Origin of the sequence: Streptomyces niphimycinicus, assembly GCF_018883605.1 — a bacterium.
GTDB classification, from domain to species: Bacteria; Actinomycetota; Actinomycetes; order Streptomycetales; family Streptomycetaceae; genus Streptomyces; species Streptomyces niphimycinicus.
This window is the reverse complement of sequence record NZ_JAHLEM010000139.1, coordinates 26393-41717: the sequence shown is the minus strand read 5'-3', so window position 1 is coordinate 41717 and position 15325 is coordinate 26393. Positions and strand designations below refer to the sequence as shown.

The 15325-nt window shown below is 72.9% G+C and carries 14 protein-coding genes and 1 pseudogene; 8 read left to right on the top strand and 7 right to left on the bottom strand.

Going from position 1 to position 15325, the window contains the following annotated elements:
• Positions 1-404, top strand: a 404-nt coding sequence (locus tag KN815_RS14460; protein ID WP_301184578.1) for an acyl-CoA dehydrogenase family protein, incomplete at its 5' end; no start/stop codon positions are given.
• A gap of 58 nt (positions 405-462) precedes the next feature.
• Positions 463-1463, top strand: a pseudogene (locus tag KN815_RS14455) (LacI family DNA-binding transcriptional regulator).
• A 74-nt stretch (positions 1464-1537) separates the two neighbouring features.
• On the opposite strand, the gene KN815_RS14450 reads toward KN815_RS14455, so the two are convergent.
• Positions 1538-2284 (bottom strand): PaaX family transcriptional regulator C-terminal domain-containing protein, encoded by a 747-nt coding sequence (locus KN815_RS14450; RefSeq protein ID WP_216342351.1) that lies wholly within the window; start codon positions 2282-2284, stop codon positions 1538-1540.
• 121 nt (positions 2285-2405) lie between these two features.
• On the opposite strand from KN815_RS14450, the gene KN815_RS14445 reads away from it, so the two are divergent.
• The 4 genes from KN815_RS14445 to KN815_RS14430 all read left to right on the top strand — a co-directional run bounded on the left by KN815_RS14445 (position 2406) and on the right by KN815_RS14430 (position 6602).
• Entirely contained in the window at positions 2406-4052 is a 1647-nt protein-coding gene (locus tag KN815_RS14445) for an acyl-CoA dehydrogenase family protein (protein WP_216342347.1), read from the top strand.
• Entirely contained in the window at positions 4049-4864 is an 816-nt protein-coding gene (locus KN815_RS14440) for a crotonase/enoyl-CoA hydratase family protein (RefSeq protein ID WP_253208972.1), read from the top strand. Before KN815_RS14445 ends, KN815_RS14440 begins: the two co-directional genes overlap by 4 nt.
• Before the next feature lie 154 nt (positions 4865-5018).
• The gene (locus KN815_RS50310; protein ID WP_253208973.1) at positions 5019-5798 is read left to right on the top strand and encodes a hypothetical protein; all 780 of its coding nucleotides are present in this window, start codon (positions 5019-5021) and stop codon (positions 5796-5798) included.
• Between the two features lie 33 nt (positions 5799-5831).
• Positions 5832-6602, top strand: coding sequence for a bestrophin-like domain (locus tag KN815_RS14430; protein WP_216342346.1), 771 nt, complete (start codon positions 5832-5834; stop codon positions 6600-6602).
• On the opposite strand, the gene KN815_RS14425 is transcribed toward KN815_RS14430, so the two are convergent.
• Together KN815_RS14425 and KN815_RS14420 are read right to left on the bottom strand one after the other, a co-directional pair.
• Positions 6565-7857, bottom strand: a complete 1293-nt coding sequence (locus KN815_RS14425; protein WP_216342345.1) for a cytochrome P450 — start codon at positions 7855-7857, stop codon at positions 6565-6567. The genes KN815_RS14430 and KN815_RS14425 overlap by 38 nt on opposite strands.
• Positions 7858-7913: 56 nt before the next feature.
• The gene (locus KN815_RS14420; RefSeq protein WP_059148448.1) at positions 7914-8765 is read right to left on the bottom strand and encodes a metallophosphoesterase family protein; all 852 of its coding nucleotides are present in this window, start codon (positions 8763-8765) and stop codon (positions 7914-7916) included.
• 106 nt (positions 8766-8871) lie between these two features.
• Between KN815_RS14420 and KN815_RS14415 the strand changes: the two genes are divergently transcribed.
• Positions 8872-9333, top strand: a complete 462-nt coding sequence (locus tag KN815_RS14415) for a universal stress protein (RefSeq protein WP_216342344.1) — start codon at positions 8872-8874, stop codon at positions 9331-9333.
• 84 nt (positions 9334-9417) lie between these two features.
• The gene (locus KN815_RS14410; protein WP_093467158.1) at positions 9418-9630 is read left to right on the top strand and encodes a dodecin; all 213 of its coding nucleotides are present in this window, start codon (positions 9418-9420) and stop codon (positions 9628-9630) included.
• A 49-nt stretch (positions 9631-9679) separates the two neighbouring features.
• Here the strand turns inward: KN815_RS14410 and KN815_RS14405 are convergent, their stop codons facing one another.
• The 4 genes from KN815_RS14405 to KN815_RS14390 all read right to left on the bottom strand — a co-directional run bounded on the left by KN815_RS14405 (position 9680) and on the right by KN815_RS14390 (position 15295).
• Positions 9680-10747: a phosphatidylinositol-specific phospholipase C domain-containing protein gene (locus tag KN815_RS14405; protein ID WP_216342343.1), complete on the bottom strand. Its 1068-nt coding sequence runs from the start codon at positions 10745-10747 to the stop codon at positions 9680-9682.
• A 209-nt stretch (positions 10748-10956) separates the two neighbouring features.
• Positions 10957-12045, bottom strand: a complete 1089-nt coding sequence (locus KN815_RS14400) for an NAD-dependent epimerase/dehydratase family protein (protein ID WP_216342342.1) — start codon at positions 12043-12045, stop codon at positions 10957-10959.
• Between the two features lie 64 nt (positions 12046-12109).
• Complete coding sequence (locus KN815_RS14395; RefSeq protein ID WP_216342341.1) at positions 12110-13948, bottom strand: transketolase; 1839 nt, start codon at positions 13946-13948, stop codon at positions 12110-12112.
• A 27-nt stretch (positions 13949-13975) separates the two neighbouring features.
• Positions 13976-15295: an NAD(P)/FAD-dependent oxidoreductase gene (locus KN815_RS14390; protein ID WP_216342339.1), complete on the bottom strand. Its 1320-nt coding sequence runs from the start codon at positions 15293-15295 to the stop codon at positions 13976-13978.
• Positions 15296-15325 lie beyond the last annotated feature (30 nt).

Genomic DNA, 15325 nt, shown 5'->3' with positions numbered 1-15325 from the left:
CCGCGCTGTCCCTGGGCACCGGGCTGGCGCTGGTGGAGCGCACCGCGGCGTACGCCGGGCAGCGCACCCAGTTCGGCCGCCCGATCGGCTCGTTCCAGGCGGTGAAGCACCGGCTGGCGGACGCGCTCATCGGCCTGGAGTTCGCCCGGCCGCTGCTGTATGGGGCCGCGGTGGCGCTGGCGAGCGCGTCGGGACCCGCGGGCGAGGTGCGGGCGGAGGTCGCCGCAGCGAAGGTGGCCGCCGGGGAGGCCGCGTACACGGCGGCGCGCACCGCCCTCCAGGTGCACGGCGCGCTCGGCTACACCGATGAGTACGACCTCTCGCTGTGGATCCGCAAGGCCCGCGCCCTGCGCTCCGCCTGGGGTTCTCCGTCGATCTGCCGGGCCCGCGTTCTCGCGCCCTGACCGGTCTTGATCCATGCTGTAGCGACCATCAGTGAGCACACAGCGAGGTATTGCGCGGATGCACCGTCCCCGGCCCACCCTGGAGAGCGTGGCGCGGCGCGCGGGGGTCTCGCGCGCCACCGTCTCCCGTGTCGTCAACGGCTCCACCAAGGTCGCCGAGGAGAGCCGGGAGGCGGTGCTGGACGCGATCCAGGAGCTGGGCTACATCCCCAACCAGGCGGCCCGCAGCCTGGTCACCCAGCGCACCGACTCCTTCGCGCTGGTGCTCCCCGAGGAGCCGGGCCGGGTCTTCTCCGACGACCGGTTCTTCCCGGGGGTGGTGCGCGGGGTGAGCCAGGAGCTGGAGTCCGCGGACAAGCAACTGGTGCTGATGATGGCCCGCTCCCCCGCCAGCCGTGACCGCATCGAGCGCTTCGCCCTGGCCCGCCATGTCGACGGGGTCATGGTCGCCTCGATGCACGGCTCCGATCCGCTGCCGGCCGCGCTGGCCCGGATGGGCATTCCCGTGGTCTGCAACGAGCGGGTGCCGAGCCCGGCCTCGCCGCCGTATGTCGGGGTGGACAACGCGGCGGGCGCGGCGCTGGCCGTGAAGCACCTGATCCGCTCCGGACGCACCCGCATCGCCACGGTCGCGGGCCCCCAGGACATGGTCGCCGGGATCGACCGGCTCTCGGGCTACCGGCTGGCGCTGGCCGGGGCGCGGCTGGAGGCGTACGTCGCGGTCGGGGACTTCACCCAGGAGTCCGGGGCGGTCGCGATACGGGAGCTGCTGGACCGGGAGCCCCGGCTGGACGCGGTGTTCGTGGCCTCCTGATGGCGATCGGGGTGCTGCGGGCGCTGCGCCAGGCCGGGCGACGGGTGCCGGACGATATGGCGGTGGTCGGCTTCGACGACATCGAGCCCGCGCGCTACACCGAACCCCCGCTGACCACCGTGCGCCAGCCGATCGGCGGGATCGGCCGCCGGCTGGCCCGGCAACTGCTGCGGCTGACGGCCGGGGAGATGATCGAACCGGCGCTGGTGCTGCCCACCGAGCTGGTGATCCGCGAGTCGGCGTAGCCGAGGGTGCGGCGGTGTGTCCCCGCCCCGCCCCGTGCCGCCACGTGCCACCCCGGCGGAGGCGCCGCCACGGCTCAGCCGCCGCCACCCGCGTACCGCGGCAGCCACGCCCGGAAGTCCCGTTCGAACCCGTCGTAGCGACGCCGTAGCTCGGCACCGGGCCAGTCATCCGGCAGCAGCCGCGCGGGAAGGACGGGGTCGGCCAGGAGGTGCCGGAGGGCCGCGGCCGCGACGGTGAACCGCTCGGCCGGTTCCTCCGCCTCGTCCAGCGCCGCCCCGAGCAGCCTGGCCTGGCGGGCCCAGCCGTCCAGGTCCCACAGGCGCGCGGCCAGCTCGGCCGGATCGCCCTCCGGTGCGCCGGTGAACCAGCCGCACTGCTCGGCGGCGACATCCGGGCGCGGGTGGACGAGATTGGCGGGGCGCATCCAGGTGCCCTCGCGCAGTTCGGCCAGGCGCAGGGCGGCCATGGCCTGGCGGAGGGCGGCGCGCTCGGCCGCCTCGCGGCGGTCGGAGGTGACGACCGCGATCTCCCAGCCGCCGTCCCAGCGCCGGGTGCGGGGGGCGCGGCTGTCGTCCTGCCGCGCCTGGCGGGCCAGCAGCCGGTCGGTGAGCCGGTAGACGCCGTCGCTCTGCTCCAGGTCACCGGCCGCGACCATCCGGGTCAGCGCGACCCGGATGGTGCCCTCGGCGGTGCCGAAGAGCGCGCCGACACGCACCAGCGCGCGGGCGGGGAGCCGGGGCGGGTGATGGCCGAGCAGGGTGCTGAGCACGATCGAGCGCGCGGTCAGCGGCCGCAGGGTGAGCGTTCCGGTGTCGTCCATGGTCACGCGAAACCCTATCCATTACAGTTTTGAATCGCGCATAATGGAAGTGTAAGACGCGCCCGCCTGCCCCACCGGCCGCCCGGCCCGGGAGACCGCCGCGAACGAGGAGATGTCCGCCATGAGCGCTACGCATGAGGTCCTCAACCAGGCACCGCCGCTCGTCGGCTTCAGCACGGCGGACGACCCCGCCCTGCTGGAGGCCCTGCGGCGGGACGGCGGCGGCTGGGGCGAGCCGGAGGTGCGGGAGCTGGGCGCGCGGGCCGGTTCCGCCGAGGTCCAGGACTGGGCGCGGATGGCCGAGGAGCACCCTCCGGTGCTGCACACCCACGACCGTTACGGCCATCGCATCGACGAGGTCGAGTACCACCCCGCCTACCACCAGCTCATGGACGTCGCCGTGGCGAGCGGCCAGCACGCGGCGGCGTGGAGCGAGAGCCGCCCCGGCGCCCATCTGGTGCGCGCGGCCAAGTTCTACGCCTTCGCGCAGGCCGAGCCCGGCCATGGCTGCCCGATCTCCATGACGTACGCCGCGGTCCCGGCGCTGCGCGCCGAGCCGGCGCTCGCCGCCGTCTACGAACCGCTGCTGGCCGCCCGCGGCTACGACTTCGGACTGCGCCCGCCGCTCACCAAGCGGGGCCTGATCGCGGGCATGTCGATGACGGAGAAGCAGGGCGGCTCGGACGTCCGCGCCAACACCACCCGGGCCGTACCGGACGGTGCCGGTGGCTATGTCCTCACCGGCCACAAGTGGTTCACCTCCGCGCCGATGAGCGATGTCTTCCTGACGCTGGCCCAGACGGAGGAGGGGCTCACCTGCTTCCTGGTGCCCCGGGTGCTGCCGGACGGCAGCCGCAACCCGCTGCGGCTGATGCGGCTCAAGAACAAGCTGGGCAACCGGTCGAACGCGTCGGCCGAGATCGAGTACGAGTCCGCCATGGCCTGGCGGGTCGGCGAACCGGGCCGCGGGGTGCGGACCATCGTGGAGATGGTCAATGTCACCCGGCTGGACTGTGTCATCGGCTCGGCGGCGGGCATGCGGGCCGGGCTGCGGCAGGCGCTGCACCACACCGAGCACCGCCGGGCATTCGGCGCCGACCTGATCGACCAGCCGCTGATGCGCAATGTGCTCGCCGATCTGGCGGTGGAGTCGGAGGCGGCCACGACGCTCGCGATGCGGCTCGCCACCGCCCTGGACCGCGCGGAGGCCGGGGACGAGGGCGAGGCGGCACTGCGCAGGCTGGGGCTCGCGGTGAGCAAGTACTGGGTGTGCAAGCGCGGCTCCGCGCACGCCGCCGAGGCCCTGGAGTGCCTGGGCGGCAACGGCTATGTGGAGGAGTCCGGCATGCCGCGCCTGTACCGCGAGGCGCCCCTGCTGTCGATCTGGGAGGGCTCGGGGAATGTCGCGGCGCTCGATGTGCTGCGCGCGCTGAGCCGGGAGTCGGGTGCGCTGGAGGCGTTCCTGGCCGAGGTCGACGCCGCGGCCGGGGCCGACGCGCGGCTGGACGCGGCCGTGGACCGGCTGCGCGGGCTGCTGCCGCGGCTCGCCGACCCCGAGCGGGCGCAACTGCTGGCGCGGCGGGTGGCCGAGCAGATGACACTGGTGCTTCAGGGCAGCCTGCTGGTGCGGTACAGCCACCCCGCGGTCGCCGACGCGTTCTGCGCCTCGCGGCTGGACGGGGACTGGGGGCATGCCTTCGGCACCCTGCCGCCCGGTACGGACACCGGCCCGATCCTGGAGCGCGCCCGCCCGAAGGACGCGCGGTGACCCCCACGGAGGACGCGGGGAAAGCCGTGGACGCGGCCGGTGCGCCCCTTACGGTTCGCACGGAGCGGGAGGGCCCGGTCACCACGGTCGTGCTCGCCCGCCCCGAGGTGCGCAACGCCGTCGACGGTGCGACCGCCACGGCCCTGGCCGATGCCTTCCGCGCCTTCGACGCCGACCCTCAGGCGCGGGTCGCGGTGCTGTGGGGCGAGGGCGGCACCTTCTGCGCCGGCGCCGATCTGAAGGCGGTCGGCACAGCGCGCGGCAATCGGGTGGCCGAGGACGGCGACGGCCCGATGGGACCCACCCGGCTCCGGCTGTCCAAGCCAGTGATCGCGGCGGTCAGCGGCCACGCGGTGGCGGGCGGGCTGGAGTTGGCGCTCTGGTGCGATCTGCGCGTCGCCGAGGAGGACGCGGTGTTCGGGGTGTTCTGCCGCCGCTGGGGCGTCCCGCTGATCGACGGCGGAACGGTACGGCTGCCACGGCTGATCGGCGCGAGCCGGGCGATGGACCTGGTACTGACGGGGCGGCCGGTGCCGGCCGACGAGGCGTACGCCATCGGGCTCGCCAACCGTCTCGTACCGCCGGGGCGGGCGCGCCCGGAGGCGGAGCGGCTGGCGGCCCGGATCGCCGGCTTTCCGCAGATGTGTCTGCGCTCGGACCGGGCCTCGCTGCTGGACCAGGAGGGACTGCCACAGGACGAGGCGATGGCGCGGGAGCTGCGCCACGGTCAGGCCACACTGACCGAGGGGCTGGACGGCGCGGCGCGGTTCGCGGCCGGCGCGGGTCGGCATGGACGTTTCGGCGAGCCGTGACCAGGGGCGGGGCCGCCGCGGGGCGAGCCGAACGCTATGAGGTGAATGTTCTCCGGTAAACCTCGAAGCGCCAATGTCCGGGGCTATTCCCCTATTCGGGGGAATCCCGGTGCTCACACGGCTGGCGCGCGCCTGTTCGGCGGAACATCTCCTCGTGAAGCGATGGCAGCGCGTATGGCGTGCGGGGGTCCTCACCACTGCCCTTGTTCTCGCCTCGGCGGGGGCGACAGCCCTGGCCGACCAGGGCGATGACGGCCCGGCGGCCGCGACCGCCTCCCCACGGCCGACGGCCGGTGCCCGGCCCGGGACCGGTGGCCAGGACCACGGACCGCACGTCTGGGTGAAGATCCGGATCGGTCCGGGTCTGTGCGTCTGCGTCGCCGCCTCGGCGGGCCCGGTCGGCTTCTTCGCCCACTACGGCTGGTGCCACAAGCCGAAGCCCACACCGACCCCCACACCCACGCCGACCCCGACGCCTACACCCACGCCTACGCCGACTCCCACGCCCACCCCGACACCGACCCCGACGCCCACCCCCAGCCCGTCCGCCACACCGGCCCCTACGCCCACACCCACATCCACTCCCACCCCGAGCCCCACTCCCACGCCGACACCCACCCGGACGCCGCGGGCCCCCTCCCCCACCCCCTCTCCGCGGCTTCCCACACCGGGGCCCACAACCGAGCCCGCGCTTCCGCTGCCGTCCCCGCCCCTGCGCACCAAGCCTCCGGCCGCACCCCCCACGCCGGTTCCCACACCGACCAGGACCCGTGCCGTCGAGGTGCACGCGTATCAGAAGCCCACGCGCCAAAAGCCCGACAGCGGCACCTCCCTGGTCACCTTCACCCTGCTGATCACCGCGCCCGCCGTCCTCGCGGCCGCCGCTCTCCGTCCCCGTTCGCGCTCTGCCGGGCGCGGCGGGCGGCGCGGCTGACGGCTCACTGTCGAACCGCTTGGGAGGTTATGCATGCCCGAATGGCTGATCATGGCCCTGGTGATGGCCGGGACCTGCGCGGTCGTGGTCACCGGGGCGGTCCTCAACGCCCGCCGCCTCGGGGAGGAGGACGATCCGGACGAGACCCCCGATGTCCTCGACTACATGATCATGATGATCGGCGTGGTCTACGCGATCGTGCTGGGCCTGGCGATCGCCGGTGTCTGGGAGGCGCGTTCCGCCGCGCAGGACGGGGTCCGTACGGAGGCGCAGGCCCTGCATGAGGTGGCCGAGCGGTCGGCCGTCTACCCCGGCCCGGTGCGCGACCGCATCCGCGACGACGTGGACGCGTATGTGCACCATGTGGTGCACAAGGAGTGGAAGGTGATGATCGACAAGGGCGAGCTCACCGACCGCGGTGGCGAGCTGCTGACCACTCTGCGCCGCGATGTCACCCTCGCGACACCGCACAGCGATCTCCAGTCGCAGGCGTATCAGCCGATGGTGGATCAGGTGGCCGCCGTGGACGACGCGCGGAACGCCCGGCAGCAGAGCGCGGGGCCCACGATGCCCCATCTGGTCTGGTTCGGCCTGGTGCTGGGCGCGGCGCTGGTGATCGGGCTGGTCTTCACCCTCCAGATCCGCCGCTCGCCCCGGGAGCTGATGCTCGCGGTGATGTTCACCGCGCTCATCGTCTTCCTGCTCTTCCTGGTGTGGGACTTCGACGCGCCCTTCGGCCGGTCGGTCGGCGATTCGACCACGGCCTTTACCGATCTGTTCCCCAGCGCACGGGGAGGGTCTTGAGCCCGTTCTGGAAGTTGGAGGTGAGCCGCACCGGCTCACCCGCCCGGCGCAGCCCCGGCAGCCGGTCCAGGGCGGCACGCAGCATGGCCCGCATCTGGACGCGGGCCAGATGCGCGCCCAGGCAGACATGCGGTCCAAAGCCGAAGCTCAGATGGTCGTTGGGGGTGCGGGTGATGTCGAACCGGTCGGGGTCGGTGAAGACCGTCTCGTCCCGGTTGGCCGAGGCGTGGAAGACGACGACCTTCTCACCGCGCCGGATGAGCTGTCCGCCCAGTTCCACATCGCGGGTGGCGGTGCGCCGGAAGTCGATGACGGGCGGCCAGAAGCGCAGCATCTCCTCCACCGCGGGGCCGGTCAGCTCGGGCCGGTCGCGCAGCAGCCGCAGGCTCCCGGGGTGGTCGAGCAGGGTGAGCAGTCCGCCGGGGATGCCGTTGCGCAGCGTCTCGTTGCCCGCCACGGCGAAGAGGAAGAACATGTTCTCGAACTCGTCCCGGCTCAGCCCGCCCTCCCGCATCCGCGCCATCACACTGCCCGGACGGGGCCGCTCGGCGAGCGCGTGAGCGTAGGCGAACATATCGGCCAGGGCCTCGCGGGAGCGCGGGTTCATCGGCCGGCCGTCGGGGCGTCGCGCCGCCGGGGCCGGTCTGCGGGCGAGGGCGGCGCGGCCCATGGGGCTCAGCTCCTCGAGGGCCGCGGTGGACGATCCGGCGTAGTCGGCGTCCTGATAGCCGATGACCCGGCCGGCCCAGTCGAACAGCAGCCGCCGGTCGCCCTCGGGGACGCCCATCACCTGGGCGAGGGTCCAGACCGGCAGATCGGCGGCGAGTTCGACGAAGTCGGCCTCGCCGCGCCCGGCCACGGAGTCCACGAGCGCCGCCGCGCGCTCCTCGATGGTCTCCTCCAGCTCCCGTACGGCGCGCGGGGTGAAGGCCGCGGCGACGATGCGGCGGGTGCGGGAGTGGTCGGGCGGGTCCTGGTTGAGCATCATCGCCCGCACGAACTCCAGATCGGCGGGGGTGTCGGGGTCGCGGATCTGGGTGGCCCCGAGGTGGGAGGAGAAGACCTCGGGGGTGCGCAGGACGTGTTTGACGTCGGCGTGCCGGAACACCGCCCAGAAGCCGGGGCCGGCCGGCCAGGCCCCGACCGCGGGCTCCTCGATCCGGCAGACCGGGCGGGTGGTGCGCAGTTCGGCGAAGAGCGCGTAGGGGACACCGGCGGTGTAGGTCTCGGGAAGGAACGCCTCGACAGGGTTCACAGCCGAGACCGTACGACGCCGCCCTCCGGGCCCGTCAAGACGCCCGCCGCGTGCCCCTACGGCACCGGCACCGGGAGGATCCGGCGCAGCGGGTCCTCCGGCAGCCGGCCGTGGGCCTTCCACTCCCGGGGGTAGCCGACCGAGACCTCCTGGAACTTCACCCCGTCCTCCACCGTGGTCCGGGGGATGTGCAGATGGCCGTAGACGACGGTCTCGGCCCGGAACCGCACATGCCAGTCGGCGGTCAGCTCGGTGCCGCACCACAGCGCGAAGTCGGGGTAGCGCAGCACCCTGGTGGGCAGCCGGGTCATCGGCCAGTGGTTGATGAGCACGGTCCGCAGCCCGGGGTCGACGGCCGCCAGCCGGGCCTCGGTCTCGGCCACCCGGGCCCGGCACCACGCGTCGCGGGTGGGGTAGGGGTCGGGGTGCAGGAAGTGCTCGTCGGTGCAGACCACGCCCACCTCATGGGCGTGGGCCAGCGCGGCCTCCTTGGTGGCCATGCCGTCGAGCCGGAAGGTGTAGTCGTAGAGCAGGAACAGCGGGGCGATGACCAGCGGTCCGCCGATGCCTTCCCAGAGGGGGTAGGGGTCCTCGGGAGTGACGATGCCCTTGGCCCGGCACATCTCCACCAGCGCCTCGTAGCGCGCCACCCCCCGGACTTCCAAGGGGTCCTTGGGATGGGTCCACAGCTCGTGGTTTCCCGGTGACCAGATGACTTTGGCGAAACGCTCGCTCAGCAGGCCGAGGACCTCCTCGATCTCGGAGAAGACCTCGCCGACGTCCCCCGCGACGATCAGCCAGTCGTCGTCGGAGCCGGGCCGCAGCCGCTCCACGATCGCCCGGTTCTCCGAATAGGCCACATGCAGGTCGCTGATTGCGAGGAGTTCGCCCCCGTGGGTGCCACCCATTGTCTCTCCTGTCGTACGGTGGCGGTCATGACGCGGTCGCGGTGCTCACGCGCCGCGGGACGGGCCGGGTGATCACCGGACCGTCCCTGGCGCTAGCCTCGCAGATGTGGTGGACAAACTCCCTCCGTCTTTTGAACGGGGAACCGACGGACCCAAGGTCATCGTGGCCGGACTGGACGGTTCCGAATCGTCCTGGCGTGCCACGGCCTACGCCGCCGGACTGGCCAGACGCCAGAAGGCGCTGCTCATCGTGGTCTATATCCAGCCGGTGCTGGCCGCCGGGGCGGCGCTGGGTGCCGCGGTGGCCGACACCACGGGCGAGGTGGCCGAGGAGCTGATGACGGAGATGCGGGAGGCCACCGAGCGGCTGCGCGGGGTCTTCGAGGTCCGCTGGGAGTTCCACACCTTCCGGGGCGATCCGTACAACGGCCTGGCCCAGGCGGCCGATGAGCTGAAGGCCGACGCCGTGGTGGTGGGCGCGTCGGAGCAGGCCGGGCACCGCTTCATCGGCTCGGTGGCCGTACGGCTGGTGAAGGCGGGCCGCTGGCCGGTCACGGTGGTGCCGTAGGACCCCGTCCGGCTCGCGGAGCCCGGCGCGGTGAGGCACGGTGGGAGAAACGAACGGACCACCCCATGGACCGGGGAGACTGGCATGGCCCACACCTACCGGGTGACCGAGATCGTCGGCTCGTCCACCGAGAGCGTCGACGACGCGATCCGCACCGCCATCGGCCGCGCCTCCAAGACGCTGCGCAACCTCGATTGGTTCGAGGTCGGTCAAGTTCGCGGGCATATCGAGGACGGCCGGATCGCGCACTACCAGGTGGGGCTGAAGGTCGGATTCCGGCTCGAGGACCCCGACTGAACCCGGCCGTGTCCACACTGCGGACACGGCCCGGGAGGCGGTCGCGTGCTCAGCCACGGGCCACGACGGTGGACAGCACGGACGGCAGTGGATACCAGTCGGCGGTCGCGAAGCTGGCGTGCCGGGCGGCGAGTTCGGACACCCGGGTGCGCGCCTGGTCCTCGGTGGGGCTGGTGCCGTCGATCGCGGGCGCCACGTTGTGCGCGTCCGTCATGATCAGCAGGTAGTGGCGGTCGTCGTACCAGGCGGTGTCCACACCGCTGGTGACATAGGTGGACGCGTCCCCGTCGAAGACCACGAACCATGGCCGGAGGGTGGCGTCGGTGTAGCGGGTGCGCGGATCGCCGGAGGCGGCGCCGTGGACGGCGGGGAAGGCGGCGGCCTGACCGAGCTTCCCGGCGGCGGACAGATCCCGCAGATGGGTGGCGTACTCACGGTCGGTCCACAGCGTGTCGAGGGGGTTGTTCTCCTCGACCGTGCCGGGGATCAGCTCGACGACGAACTTCCCCGCGAGCGCGGAGCGGGACGGCCAGCCGTCCGCCCGCACCGCCTCGTCGAGGTTGGCGTGGCCGCCCACCACATCCGCCGGGCGCAGCAGCGCGTCGCCCAGGGTGGCGCCGAGGAGGGCGTCGAGGTCGGCCGGGCCGCGGCCGCTCTTGCCGTAGAAGCCGTCCTTCATCTCCACCTTGATGAAGATGGGGCGGTGGCCCGGATGGGCCTGGTGCCAGGCCCGCATGTCGGCGAGGCAGCCGGTCAGGCTCTGGTTGCGGGGCTTGGTGCGCAGTTCGTCCGGGCCCGCGGCGTTCTCGCAGTTGTTGTCGTTGCCGAGCGGATTGCCGTGTGAGACCCGCCACCCGGCGCCGAACGCGTTGGTCCATACGTCGAGTTCAAGGAGCGAGGCGCCGGAGTCGAGCGCGTCGGCGAAGTACGGATACTTGGCCTTTTCGTATGCGTTGTGCACCCCTACCGAGGTGGTGGCGGAATAGGACGGATCGTCCGCGGCGGCGGGCCGGGCCTGCGCCGATGCCGTCAGACACAGTGCGGCGGCCGCCGCGGCGACCGCCACCGTTCCCGTGCGCCGGGCATGACCGCGCGCCGGATTCCCCACCCTGCCCATGTGTCCCCACCCTCGTCGACAACCCGACCAACTGGGCAGAAGCGTACGGGAGTCGCGTCACGGGTTACGAGGGGCTATGGGTCACAGCGGGACGGGCCCCGCGGCGGTGCTGCCGCTGAGCCCGTCTCATGTGCCGCGTCTCACACGGCCGGGGGCCCTTTCGGGGTCACGGGACGGGGGTCAGGGGGGCCGGGGTCACGGGACCGGGGTCACGGGTGCTCCCCCGCGCCGGTCGTCGCGGCCTCGCGCGGCCGTCCGCCGGGCAGCTTGGCGGCCAGCGGGGCGGTCTGATCCATACCGGTGCCGCGCCGCAGCCCGGTGAGGAACTCCCGGAGCGTCTCGACGGCGGTGTGCCGGGGCCGCCAGCCCAGTTCCTCCTGGGCCCGGGTGGTGTCCATCAGCGGGAGCCGCAGGGCCGCGTCGAACAACTGGGGCGAGGGAGGCAGCAGACGCAGATGCCAGGCCGTGGCCATGGCCGAGCGGGCGGCGAGGCGCGGGATCCGTACCGCCCGTGCGTCGAGGAGACCGGCCAGCGTCTCGCCGTCGACCGGCGGTTCGGCCGCGAGGTTGAAGGCGCCGCGCACCTGCCGGCCGAGCGCCAGGCGGTACGCCTCGGCGGCGTCGTCGGTGTGCAGGACCTGGAGGCGCAGCCCGGGCAGGTCGAAGACCGCGGGCAGGAAGCCGGCGCGGATCAGCCGCCGGGGCACGAACGGCCCCATGAACAGCCGGCGCTGCTCGGCCGCCGCCTCCTCCTTGAAGAGGAAGCCCGGCCGCATCCGCACCACCCGGATCTGCGGATGCTCCCGTTCGAAGGCGTCGAGCACCCGCTCCACATACGCCTTCTCGCGGCAGTACGCGGCCTCCGGCCAGCCGTGGGTGGGCCAGGACTCGTCCACCGGGCGGCCGTCCTCGGGGCCGGGTGAGTAGGCGCCCACCGAGGAGGCGTACACCAGCACCGGCACCTCGGCCCGCGCCACCGCCTCGAAGACCCGGACGCTGCCGAGGACATTGGTGTCCCAGGTGACGGCGGGCCGATGGCTGGGCTGGATCAGCCAGGCGAGGTGGACGACCGCGTCGGCGCCCTCGAAGTGCCGTACGAGATCGGCCTCCTCACCGGCGTCCCGCCCGATGTCCGCCCGTACCCAGGTGGTCTTCGGCGGCGACCAGTTGGGCACCCGGCGGGCGACGCCCACGATCGACTCGATGTCCGGGGCCTCGCCGAGCGCGCGGACGACGCTCGTACCGGCGTTGCCGGTGGCCCCGACCACCACCACGCGCATGCCCTGCTTGATGCCCATGTGTCCGCTCCTTCCGGTCGCGCCGTGTCCTCTGCCGTTCCGGGGTTCTCGGCCGGCGGCCTCCTCAGCCGGCCCGGCCGACCAGCTCCCGCGCGGCCGCGACGATCGCGTCCGCGTCGATTCCCGCGTCGCTCAACTGCTCGTCGGGGGTCGAGGAGCCCGGCATCGTGCGCAGCGCGAGCCGCACCGTCCGGGGCACCGGACGGCCGTCGCCGAACGCCCCGAGCACCGCGTCGCCCAGTCCGCCCTCGGGGTGGTGGTCCTCCACGGTGATCAGCCGGCCCGTCACCTCGGCGGCGGTGCGCAGCGTTTCGGCGTCCACCGGCTTGACCGAGTACAGGTCGATGACGCGGGCGGGGATGCCCTCCTGGGCGAGCCGGTCGGCGGCCTCGATGGCCTCGTGCAGGGTGACCCCCGCGCCGATGAGGGTGACCTGGTCGTCGTCGGTGGCGCGGACGACCTTGGAGCCGCCGATGGGGAAGCTCTCGGTGGGCGGGTAGATGACCGGCGTGCCGCCGCGGGTGGTGCGCAGATAGCGGACGCCGGACTCCGCGGCCATGGCCGCGGTCAGTTGGGCGGTCTGGTTGGCGTCGCACGGGTAGAGCACCGTGCTGCCGTGCACCGCCCGCATGGCCGCCAGGTCCTCCACCCCCATCTGCGAGGGGCCGTCCTCACCGATGGCCACCCCGGCGTGGGAGCCGATGAGATTGAGGTCCGCGTCGCTGATGGCGGCCATCCGGATGAAGTCGTAGGCGCGGGTGAAGAAGGCCGCGAAGGTGGAGACGTACGGGGTCCAGCCGCGGGCCTGCATGCCGACGGCGGCGGCCACCAGTTGCTGCTCGGCGATGAAGAACTCGAAGTACCGCTCGGGGTGTTCCTTGTGGAAGTACTCCAGGCGGGTGGAGTCGCCCACCTCGCCGTCGAGTGCCACCACACTCCCTCGGGCGGTGCCGACGGCGGCCACCGCCTCGCCGAACGCGTCACGGGTGGGCACCGAGTCGCCGGTGGTGTAGCGCGGCAGGGCCAGCGGGCCCTCGGCGAAGGGCCGGGCGGGAGAGACCGAGGGCGGGCCGAGCACCGGCACGGCCAGGTTGCGTACGCCGCCGAGCTCGGCGATGGCCTCCTCCGGGTTCTTCAGCGGCTTGCCGTGCATGCCCTCGCGGTTCTCCACCGAGGCGACACCGCGGCCCTTCATGGTGCGGGCGATGATGGCGGTGGGGCGGCCGACGGTGGACAGCGCCTCGGCGTAGGCGCGGTCGATGGCCTCGATGTCATGGCCGTCGATCTCGATGGTGTGCCAGTCGAAGGCGCGGATGCGCCGCGCGTAGGCGTCCAGGTCCCATTCGTGGCGGGTGGGGCCGCGCTGGCCGAGCCGGTTCACATCGATGATGGCGATGAGGTTGTCCAGCCGCTCGTAGCCCGCGTGCTCGAACGCCTCCCACATCGAGCCCTCGGCCATCTCGCTGTCGCCGCACAGCACCCAGACGCGGTAGGGCATATGGTCGAGCCGCTTGCCGCTCAGCGCCATGCCCACGCCGTAGGGCAGGCCCTGTCCGAGCGATCCGGTGGCCACGTCCACCCACGGGAGCCGTGGCGTGGGGTGGCCCTCCAGCCTGCTGCCGCGCTTGCGGAAGGTGACGAACTCCTCGTCGCGGAGGGCCCCGGCCGCCTTGTAGACCGAGTAGAGCAGCGGGGAGGCATGGCCCTTGGAGAAGATCAGGTGGTCATTGCCCGGACGCTCGGGCTGCTCGAAGTCATAGCGCAGATGGTTTCCCATCAGGACGGCCATCAGGTCCGCCGCCGACATCGACGACGTGGGATGGCCGGACCCGGCGGCATCGGCGGCGCGCACCGAGTCCACCCGGAGCTGCTGGCCGAGTTCGCTGAGTTGTTCGTGTCGCATTGTTCTCCTTCCAGGTTTCGCCGACGGTCAGCCGCGACCCGCCCGTACCGTCTGCGCGACCTCGGGCGATTCGGTGTCCAGCGGCACCGCCCAGGGCGGGACCAGCCCGAGCTGCACCGCCTGACGTGGCAGCACCGCGTCGAGCAGCCAGTCGGTGGCGACCCGGACCCGGTTCCCCGGCATCGCCGTCAGGTGATAGCCGCGGCTGACCGCGCTCGCGAGCGGCCCGGACAGCGGTATGTGCAGCGGGTTCGCGGCGGCCTGCGCCCCGCCGAGGCCGACGGTGAACCCGAGGTCATGGTGTTTGTACGGCTTGGGGGCGCCGCGCCCGAGCGAGGCCAGGACGTTGTGGGCCGCCACCTTTCCCTGCCGGTGGGCGTGCTGTGCGGTCATCGGGGTGAACTGGCCCGGCCGGGTCAGATCGGGTACGGCGGCGGCGTCCCCGCAGGCCAGCACCTCCGGATGGCCGGGCACGGCCAGATACTGGTCGACCCTCAGCCGGCCGCGTTCGGCCGGCAGCCCGAGCTGCTCCACCAGCGGGTCGGGGCGCACCCCGACACACCAGATCAGCGATCGGGTGGCGATGAACTCGCCGTCGTCCAGCCGCACGCCCTCCGAGGTGGCCTCCTCGACCGTGGTGCGGGTGCGGATCTCCACACCCCGTTCGCGCAGCACCCGGTCGGCCGTGCGGGACAGTTTCCTGTCCAGCTCCGGCAGCACCCGGGGGGCGATGTCGACCAGCAGCCAGCGGGGCCGTGGCGCGTCGCGCAGTGTGGTGTTCTCGCGCGCCAGCGAGTCGGTGAAGAGCACTCCGTGGGCGGCCACCTCGGTGCCGGTGTAGCCGGCGCCGACCACCACGAAGGTGCGGCGGGCGGTCCGCTCCCGCGGGTCCTCGCCGACGCCGGACATCTCAATCTGCCGGGTGATGTGGTCGCGCAGGTAGAGCGCCTCCGGCATACCGCGGAAACCATGGGCGTGCTCGGCCACACCGGGGATCGGCAGCAGCTTGTTGACGCTGCCCATGGAGAGGATGAGGCGGTCGTACGCCATCTCGCCGGTCCGTCCGTCCGGGTCCCGCCAGGAGACCCGGCGGGCGTCCAGGTCGACGCCGTGGACCTCGCCCAGCACCAGCCGGACATGCGGCAGGGTGCCGGTGAGGGAGACCGAGACCCGCCGGGGCTCCAGGATCCCGGCCGCCACTTCGGGCAGCAGCGGCAGATACAGGAAGTAGTCGTTGGGGTTGATCAGGACGATGTCCGCCGCGCCGCGCAGGGTGCGGGAGAGCTCACGGGCGGCCTGGTAACCGGCGAAACCGGCACCGACGATCACTATGCGTACTGGGCTCACACGAATCTCCCGGGCATACGGGGCCAGGGA

Bases quoted from the DNA above. Each gene is read 5' to 3' on its own strand.
- KN815_RS14450 (WP_216342351.1), bottom strand. From the start codon at position 2,284: ATGGACGACACCGGAACGCTCACCCTGCGGCCGCTGACCGCGCGCTCG.
- KN815_RS14445 (WP_216342347.1), top strand. From the start codon at position 2,406: ATGAGCGCTACGCATGAGGTCCTCAACCAGGCACCGCCGCTCGTCGGC.
- KN815_RS14430 (WP_216342346.1), top strand. From the start codon at position 5,832: ATGCCCGAATGGCTGATCATGGCCCTGGTGATGGCCGGGACCTGCGCG.
- KN815_RS14420 (WP_059148448.1), bottom strand. From the start codon at position 8,765: ATGGGTGGCACCCACGGGGGCGAACTCCTCGCAATCAGCGACCTGCAT.
- KN815_RS14410 (WP_093467158.1), top strand. From the start codon at position 9,418: ATGGCCCACACCTACCGGGTGACCGAGATCGTCGGCTCGTCCACCGAG.
- KN815_RS14405 (WP_216342343.1), bottom strand. From the start codon at position 10,747: ATGGGCAGGGTGGGGAATCCGGCGCGCGGTCATGCCCGGCGCACGGGA.
- KN815_RS14400 (WP_216342342.1), bottom strand. From the start codon at position 12,045: ATGGGCATCAAGCAGGGCATGCGCGTGGTGGTGGTCGGGGCCACCGGC.
- KN815_RS14395 (WP_216342341.1), bottom strand. From the start codon at position 13,948: ATGCGACACGAACAACTCAGCGAACTCGGCCAGCAGCTCCGGGTGGAC.